The organism is Arthrobacter sp. 05T444 (assembly GCF_056395905.1).
The window spans coordinates 1-4,959 of the sequence record NZ_JBFTKK010000048.1 but is presented as its reverse complement, the minus strand read 5'-3'; the positions used below and the strand labels follow the sequence as shown (position 1 = coordinate 4,959).

The following is a 4,959-nucleotide window of genomic DNA, read 5'->3' as shown; positions in this document are numbered from 1 at the left end:
AGTCGCAGATCGCTCCGGAGCAACTTCCCAAACTTACCCGAATCCAAACCACATTGCAAACCAGCGTCTCCGCGGTCCACGGCTCAAACAAGGATCCCCACCCGGATTCCACACGCCATAAAAGCGCCGTTTTCCAGGCCATTCAGAAGGGGGTCGGTCGCTTTCTTTCCGCATCAGCGGCGGCGACTCGAATTACTTTACACGGCCCGGGCACCCCACGCAAATGCACCCGCTAGCGAAAAGGGTGGGCCGGAAATCCGCGGGATTCCGGGGATTTCCGGCCCACAAAGCCCCCTAACGGCATCACCGCCTGTCCGGCTGCCTTATGTGGATTGAGTCACACGGAACGCCACCGTGAAGTCGACTTCCCGCGGCTCCAAGCGATAGCCGTCCAGAACCCCCGGGCCGCAGGCCGCGGTGCCGACGCCATGGCGCATGTGGTCGACGTAGACGTAAGTTCGGCCGTCCGGGCGGAGCTCCGGTTGATGCGTGGCGGCAGCCAGGACTTCCTGGCTGTACGGGCGCACGGTAAGTGCAAATGGTGCGCCGCTAATGGCGAGCCGGCAGGCGTCGAGGTCCAAAGCTGCCGAGTACACGCCGGAACGGGCGCCCGACTCCTGGGGGCGGACGTAATCCACGTCCATGTCCCGCAACGGCAATTTGTACCAGCCAAGTTTGGTGCCCTGGCCGGTATCCGGGTAGCTGTGATGCGGTCCCTGGCCGAACCATTCCACGGTCCTGGTCGATGTCCCCACGATCAGTTCAACCCCGATCCGCGCCCACGGGACTGGCCAGCCGGCGTCGATCCACGACCCGTCGGGCGTGACCGTGGTCCGCAGGCTGACGCCGGTTCCATCGCTGGACCATGTGTACTCGGCAAGAACCCCGAACTGTTTGCCGGCAGGGGCAACCCGTGTCCGCACAACGAGTTCCTCGCCACCGCCAGCCGAGGGCCGGGAGGAAATGCCGAGGAGCCGCGCGTGCATCCGGTTGAGGCCGGCGTCCAGCCACTGCTTGGCCGCGGGGCGGGGATCCGGGCTGCCCCATTCCGCTCCGAGGTCGTTGTCCGTGGGGGCACGCCACAGCATGAGCCTTAGTCCTTCGACGGGGGTTTCACCCAGCCGCGTAAGCGAACCTGTGGCACGGTCGAAGACGGCTGGCCCTAGGCGCAGCAGCTCCTCTTCGACCTCGACCCTGGCAATGGCCGTTGGCTTCGGGGCGGCCGGCATCTTGGCGGACGCCTGGCCCCAGGCAACCTCGTGCCCTGATTTTGCCCATGCGGCGTCCTCCCGGAGTACGGCCCGTACCGTGAGCACCGCAGGAGCCGGCGCGGCGCGTTCCAGCAGCCCCGCCGGCAGCCGCACATCGGCAGACTCATGCGGCGCCACGGGCGCAACGTCCACCCGGCCGCCGTCGACCGTTACGCCGTCGGCCTCCACAACGTACCGGAACTCCAGTCCCGAGGTGTCAGCGAAATCGAAGCGGTTGGTGAGCGCAAACGCGGACCAGTCCCGCGCCACGTCGATGGATAGCGGCTCGATCACTTTCTTGAAGTCCAGCAGGCCCGGGCGGGGGACGCGGTTGGCGTCCACGAGGCCGTCAGTGACGAAGTTGCCGTCGTGGACTTCCTCGCCGAAGTCTCCGCCGTAAACGAAGTATTCCTTCCCGTCTTCCCCGGTGCGGAGTATGCCGTGCTCGAGCCACTCCCACACGAAGCCGCCCATCAGCCGTGGGTAGCGATCGAAAAGCTCTTGGTATTCGGACATGCCGCCCGGGCCGTTGCCCATGGCGTGGACGTATTCGCACAGGACGAACGGCATGGCACGCCGCCGGGCGTCCAGGCCCGCATCATTCAGGGGAGGTTCCACACCCTGGCCGATCAGCCCGGTCTCCGCCTGGCTGGCGTACATCCTGGAGTAGACGTCCACGTAGGCCGAGGTCCAGTCGCCCTCGTAGTGGATGGGCCTGGAGGGGTCGCGAAGCTTGGTCCAGCGGGACATGGCGGCCAGGTTCTCGCCTGTACCTGCCTCGTTGCCCAGGGACCACATGATGACCGAGGCATGGTTCTTGTCGCGCTCCACCGTCCTGGACATCCGGTCAACAAGCGCGGGCTGCCAGTGCGGATCGGCGCTGGGATTCTGCTTCCAGCCGCCTTCTTCAAAACCGTGGGTTTCCAGATCGCACTCGAGGACAACGTAGAAGCCCAGCTGGTCCGCCAGCGCCAGGAAATCCGGGTGGGGCGGGTAGTGCGACGTCCGGATGGCGTTGATGTTGTGCCGCTTCATGAGCCACAGCTCGCTCTCCATGACCTCCCTCGGCACCACCCGACCCAACTTGGGGTGGTGTTCGTGGCGGTTGACGCCGCGGAGCAGGATCCGGCGCCCGTTGACCTTGAACTGGGCGTCCTCGATGCTGATGGTGCGGAACCCGAGCTGCACGGAGACCGTCTCCCCCGGCGTGCTGACGCTCGCCTCGTACAGCCGTGGCAGCTCGGCCGACCACGGGTCGATGCCCGGGAGCCGATGCTCGGCCCCGGCCGGCAATTCCAGGCCCAGTTCCGGAACGCGCACGACGGCGTCAACCGGCTCGCCCGCCCGGCTCGCCTCGATGCGCAGGATGCCTTCACCGCTGCGGTGGTCGAAGTCAGCGTGGACAAAGACGTCATCAATCCCCTCTTCCGGGCGGGCCTGCAGCGTGACGTCCCTGAAGATGCCGGGCAGCCACCACATGTCCTGGTCCTCCACGAAGCTGGCAGCCGAGAACTGGGCAACCTGGACGGCCAAGACATTCCTGCCCGGTACCAGCACGCCCGCAACATCGAATTCGTGCGCGAGCCGGCTGCCGCGGGTGGTGCCCAGCAGCGTGCCGTTCAGCCAGATGGTTCCGGCAGACTCGATGCCGTCAAAGCGGAGCAGCGCCGACGGGAAATACTCCGGACCCGCCGAAAACTCCACGAACAGATCCCCGACGGGGTTGGCCTCCGGTGCGTGCGGCGGTTCCACGGCAAAGGGGAATTGAACGTTGGTGTACCAGGGTGTCCCGTGGCCGTGCATGGGCCAGCTGGACGGCACCGGGAGATCGGTGAAGTCCGGGCGGTCCCCGCCAGACTGCCAGCCGTCCTGCGGTGCCTGACGGATGCCGGGGTGAAGCCTGAACTTCCACATGCCGTTCAGGGACAGCCGGGGCGCTGCGCTTTCAAGGTAGGCGCGGGCAGGAAGCGTACCCTGCGGCGGGGCCAGGGACTCGATCCCGGCAAGCTGTTCAGCGGCCAGGTCCAGGGCGGATTCCGCTACGGCGACGGCGTCGTGTCCGGTGGTGTGCTCAACTGACATGGCGTTTCCTCGGGTTGGAGTTGTTCCGGTACAGGGGCGCTCGGTTACGAAGTCATGGCACCCGGATTGGTTCGTGAACGTTCACGTTCCATGGATCTTACGCGAGCAGGCCTTTCTTGAACAGGGTGTTCCTCGCTTCGCGTCGGCAAACCTTGCCGCTCACCGCGGCTGCGGCCAGCGGAGGTACCTCCCAAGCGGCTCAGGCCGACTCGCGCAGGATCAGCTGATGCACCAGAGTCAGCCGGGCGGCGTCTGAACCGGGCGCAACGGCGCCGGCCAGGAGCCCTTCCAGGAGTTCGACGGCGGCGCGGCCCACCTCCCGCAGGTCCAGCGCCAAGGTGCTGAGCTCTGGCGTCAGGAATTCCCCCAGCGGGATGCCGTCCATGCCTATGACCGCGCAGTCTTCCGGAACCCTGAGTCCCGCTTCATGAACTGCCTTCAGGACGCCGGCAGCCATCAGATCGTTGAAGACCAGTATCCCATCGGTCTCGGGCCGCTCGCGCAGCAACGCAGCGGCGGCCGCTCGCGCTGCCTCAGCCGTTTCCGCCGCCGTGACCAGCGCCCACGGAGCCCCGGTACCGTACAGGCGCCCAGTGACAGCCCGGCCGCGGACGGTGCACGGCCCAGCCTCAGCTTCTGTTGACGGAACCTGGGCTACGACCTCCGGAGCCCCGAACTTGGATGGGCCAGTGGGTACCTGGCCGGACCCGATCAGGCTGGAGCTGCACGCGTCCAGATAGGCGATATTGCGCCGGTTCGTGTTCCACAGATGATCGACGGCCAGCTTTGCTGCCTCGGCGTAGTCGAAGTTGATGCTTCCTGCTGCACCGCCGGGAGTTTCGTCCAGGACAATCAGCGGGCGCCGGCCCATCACGGCCTGAGCCTGCTCGGCGTACCCACCCAGGTATCCGATGACGGCGTCAACTTGGGGTGCCAGGTGGTCCACGGCATCGAGCCCGGTCCGTCCGCCATGGCCATAGTCGTCAACCACGATGTGCCATCCACGTTGGGTGGCCAGCTCCACCACGCTCGAAGCGAACGCCGGGAAATAAGGGTTGGTGAGATCGGGGATGGCAAGTCCCACCGAAGTTCGCGATCCCTGGACGAGGCCCCTCGCAAAACGACTTGGCGTGTATCCAAGTTCACGTGCGAGCTCCTGCACGCGTTCCCGGGTGGATTCTTTGATTCCCGGCATGCCGTTCATGGCGCGCGTGACTGTTTGGCGTGAAACACCTGCGGCGGCCGCTACGTCGAGGATTGTTGCCGGCTTTGCCGGGCGTCCAGAGGATGTAGGGCTCATGGAGTGTAAGTCTAGAGCCGACGCCGGAGAAGCGTCGCCGGAGAAGCTGCTGGACGTGCGGGAGGGTCCCTTGTTTCCGTGCAGGAACTGCGAGAGCGTGCCGGAGAGGGTGCAGGAACTGAGAGAGCGTTGGTTGGTTTCCTGCAGGAACTGCGAGAGCGTGGGTGTGGGGCGGGGTTTAACTGCGGGAGGACCCCCAACGTGGTTGGGGGTCCTCGACCTAATGGTTGTCCGGCGGTGACCTACTCTCCCACACCCTCCCGGGTGCAGTACCATCGGCGCTGTGGGTCTTAGCTTCCGGGTTCGGAATGGGACCGGGCGTTTCCC

At 65.9% G+C, this 4,959-nt stretch carries 2 protein-coding genes and 1 rRNA gene; all 3 read right to left on the bottom strand.

The window, feature by feature from the left end:
- Positions 1 to 323 precede the first annotated feature (323 nt).
- Positions 324 to 3,332 carry a glycoside hydrolase family 2 TIM barrel-domain containing protein gene (locus AC1DD3_RS21960; protein WP_476882518.1) on the bottom strand — a complete coding sequence of 1,003 codons (3,009 nt, stop codon included), beginning with the start codon at positions 3,330 to 3,332 and terminating at the stop codon, positions 324 to 326.
- 199 nt (positions 3,333 to 3,531) lie between these two features.
- Positions 3,532 to 4,632, bottom strand: a complete 1,101-nt coding sequence (locus AC1DD3_RS21955; protein WP_230121498.1) for a LacI family DNA-binding transcriptional regulator — start codon at positions 4,630 to 4,632, stop codon at positions 3,532 to 3,534.
- A gap of 229 nt (positions 4,633 to 4,861) precedes the next feature.
- Positions 4,862 to 4,959, bottom strand: a 5S ribosomal RNA gene (gene rrf / locus AC1DD3_RS21950); the annotation flags it as partial.

What these genes read in the sequence shown, in the direction of transcription:
- AC1DD3_RS21960 (WP_476882518.1), bottom strand. Translation starts at nt 3,332, where the DNA reads ATGTCAGTTGAGCACACCACCGGACACGACGCCGTCGCCGTAGCGGAA.
- AC1DD3_RS21955 (WP_230121498.1), bottom strand. Translation starts at nt 4,632, where the DNA reads ATGAGCCCTACATCCTCTGGACGCCCGGCAAAGCCGGCAACAATCCTC.